The organism is Winogradskyella sp. (assembly GCF_013213975.1).
Taxonomy (GTDB): Bacteria; Bacteroidota; Bacteroidia; order Flavobacteriales; family Flavobacteriaceae; genus Winogradskyella.
On record NZ_JABSST010000142.1, the window covers coordinates 1 to 3,440 of the forward strand.

Annotated in this window: 4 protein-coding genes; all 4 read left to right on the forward strand. The window is 29.9% G+C overall.

The features are described from left to right. The first annotated feature begins 208 nt into the window (after positions 1-208). A complete protein-coding gene (locus tag HRU49_RS14335) occupies positions 209-1,408 on the forward strand; it encodes a hypothetical protein (RefSeq protein ID WP_296358356.1) in 1,200 nt (399 codons plus the stop codon). Positions 1,409-1,590: 182 nt separating this feature from the next. Further along, positions 1,591-2,034, forward strand: coding sequence for a DUF4904 domain-containing protein (locus tag HRU49_RS14340; RefSeq protein ID WP_296358358.1), 444 nt, complete (start codon positions 1,591-1,593; stop codon positions 2,032-2,034). Between the two features lie 173 nt (positions 2,035-2,207). Then, positions 2,208-2,834 (forward strand): hypothetical protein, encoded by a 627-nt coding sequence (locus tag HRU49_RS14345; protein WP_296358360.1) that lies wholly within the window; start codon positions 2,208-2,210, stop codon positions 2,832-2,834. A gap of 160 nt (positions 2,835-2,994) precedes the next feature. Further along, positions 2,995-3,357 carry a hypothetical protein gene (locus tag HRU49_RS14350; RefSeq protein WP_296358362.1) on the forward strand — a complete coding sequence of 121 codons (363 nt, stop codon included), beginning with the start codon at positions 2,995-2,997 and terminating at the stop codon, positions 3,355-3,357. Positions 3,358-3,440 lie beyond the last annotated feature (83 nt).

The window sequence follows — 3,440 nt, forward strand, 5'->3', positions numbered from 1 at the left end:
CCAAGACAATTCTAATTAACATTTTATTTAATATAAAACCAGTGGCTAACAACGTGTATAGCTCATTGCGGTTGAATTCCTAATCCAGAATTCATTGCAATTTGTTATCTTTCGGTTACGGCGGAAAATCATAGCTGATTTTCCGCAACGAGCCATACACAAAACCGTTGGCAGTAATATTGACAAATCATTAAACTATTTTATTGAAATGAAAAAAACGATTATAATATTAATTATTGGAATTGTCCATTTATTAATCAATAGCTGTTCCTCTGACAGTAATAACGAAAATAATGACTGTGCAAGTGAAATTTTCCAAGGAGACTTAATTTTTGAAAGTCAAGAAGAGGTAAATTCATTTAATAGTGATTGTTATGCAGTAATAAATGGTTCATTAATACTTAATGGAGCAATTAATGACATTAGCAGCTTACAAAACATTACAACTGTCAATGGCAGACTAGCAATATATTATACATTTTTAAACGACCTAACAGGTCTGCAAAACATAAATTCTGTTGAGACAATAGAAATAGAAAACAATCCAAGTTTACAAGATTTATCTTCATTAACAAACATAACCTCTGTTAATTATATAAGCATTGTTGACAATAACGCAATAACTGATTTAATAGGGCTTAATAATATTACTAGTGTGGAAGAGGATGTATCAATAAGTGGTAATGAGCAATTACGCAATTTGAATGGATTAGGTAGTTTAATAACAATAGGTAAAGAATTGAATCTTTCTGGAAGCTATTTGGAAAATTTAGAAGGGTTAGAAAATCTTGAAAGTATCGGAGAAACTTTTAAAATTTTTGAAAATTCCTTGTTGACTAATTTAAACGGTTTACAAAGCCTTACATTTGCAGGTAATTTGTTTTTCTTTAGCAATGATGGTAATGCTAGTGCGTTAGAAAATATTGATGGTTTGGAAAACCTTAACAACACTACAAATATCGATATAACTCAAAATTTTGCTTTAGAAAGTATTTATGGTTTGAGAAATGTTACTTCCAGCCTAAATTCACTTAAAATAAGAAACAACTTTTCTTTGAATAATCTAAACGGTTTAGAAGGTATTACTAACATCGAAAATGAATTGGAAATTCATCAAAATTATGAAATTACAGATATCGATGGATTACAAAATATAAATCACGTTGAAAACAAAATCATCATTACAGGAAATAGCCTAATAACTAATATAGATGCCTTAAGTAATATAACTTATGTTAATGGAACTGTTAGGGTTGGTGCTAACGAATCATTAATAGATTTATGCGGAATTCTTCAACTAATTATAAATATTTATGATGATTACAATGGTCAATTGATACAATTAACCAGTAATGGTTTTAATCCATTAAATAATACTGATTTTGCGAATGGCAATTGTAGTTTGTAATTTGACTATTTGATTGAAGTTAAAATAATAATACTAATGCCAACATTGGCTATAAGTAATTGCTTGTTCTCGCTCACTTCTGAAAACCCTCGCGGATTTTTAGTTTGGTGTGTACTTGCAAAGTTAATCGCTAATCCACACAACTACGCATAGCCGAGACCGTTGGCATTAATTTGAAAAATATGAAACTACATAAACTTTTATTTTTACTGATTTTAACTGTTTCTTGTAAGGAGCATGAAAAAGTGCCTGTAATTGATAATAGCAATACAGAAATCGTAGAATTATATTTTAAGGGACTTAAAATTAATAATGTTAAATCTATTCCTTTAACTAGCGATGTTGTTTTTGAAGGACCACTACTAAATGAAAGTATTATTGGGGAAAGCCAAGTTCGACAGTTTTTAGGTGCAATTGCTCTTTCATTTAAGGATGCAGAATTAAAACTTGAATCAATCGTCTCAGAAAAGAATAATTCTTGTTTGATTTTTAATGTTGGCTTCCCAAAGGATTCTTTAATAATTCCTGTAATAGACCACATTAAATTTAGGAATGATTCAATATCATATATCCGACCATATTTTGACCCAAGAGGATATTTAGAGATGAATAAAGAAGAAAACTAATGCCAACAATGGCTATAATTCATTGTGGTTTTGTACCACACCAAAATAAAAGTATAAATCAACGGCTGATTTCTAAGCGGAATAATCCTGCGGATGATTCCACAACGAAATCATACACAAACACGTTGGCAGTAATTAGAAAAGCGAGCCCTGAATACAAATTAAAATAAAGTATGTCCAAATTAGAAACTTATAAATCTCTAATTATAATTGGAATTTTTACAGTCTTATTGTCTTTCGAATCTTATGCTCAAAAGACCACAATCGAACAAGACTCTGTAGAGATTGAATTCGTGAAGAATGATAAACTAAAAGGTAAATATCCGAAAACCTATATCGATATACTCAATGGTTTTAGAATTACAGTTTTAGAAGTGGACATAAAAAATCTTGACCTTAAAAAAGGAGAGTTTGACCCTAATAAATTTTATCTCGTTAGTGAAAAACCAAAACTTCAATATCGGCCTTTAGATATTTTTATAGCGGACGATAAGAATAATTATTCTCGATTTGAATTAGTGACCAACACGAAACCAAAGGAAACGAGTAAAATGCAAGAGACTTATGACCCAAATATCAAGGACACATATTTGGACTACAAAATTGATGGTGTAAGCGGAATAAAAATTCCGATAAATTTGGGTAGTCCTGAATTTCCAGATAAACACGTTTTTCATTTTAAACCAAAAGTTATAAATGACAGCAGAATCTTGATATATTTTTATCTGACATCTGATTTCATAAAAAGCGGAACACTGTATTATGGAAATGATAAAATTACAGAAACAAAACTGAAATGATTCCAAATAATAACTACTGCCAACAATGTGTATAATTCATTGCAAGTAAAGGCTTACTTACGAAAATTCCGCTGGAATTTTCTATCTGTGATTATTTGCTAATTTTAATGCTGAAACACGCAACGAAATCATACACAAACACGTTGGGCTTAATTAGAATATGAAATATTTAAAAATAAATAATTCCACTTTAATTTTCAGTTTTACTATTCTTATGCTTGGTTGTAACTTTAATCAGGACTGTGATGGTTGCGGAGGTTGTAGATATGAAACCTTTGAAGAAACGTTTGTAATAAATAATATTGATAAAACTGATAAGACCAATTACAAGATTCAATTTGTGAATACAAATAATGCAGATTTTAAATTTGAATTAAACAAAAGTTACATAAAAGTTGCACTTCCCGAATTCAGTGATTCTCTAATGAATAGCCCTAACCAAGTTTACAGAATAAAAGGAGATAAAATAATAAGTGGATCGTGTGCTCCAGAAAATATTCATGAAATAGAATTAAAAAACTAAGCCCAACAAAAGCTAAAAATCATAGACCTAGCCAACCAAACCGTTTCTACGATTTTTAGCAGTAACGTTGTAAAACATTAAGA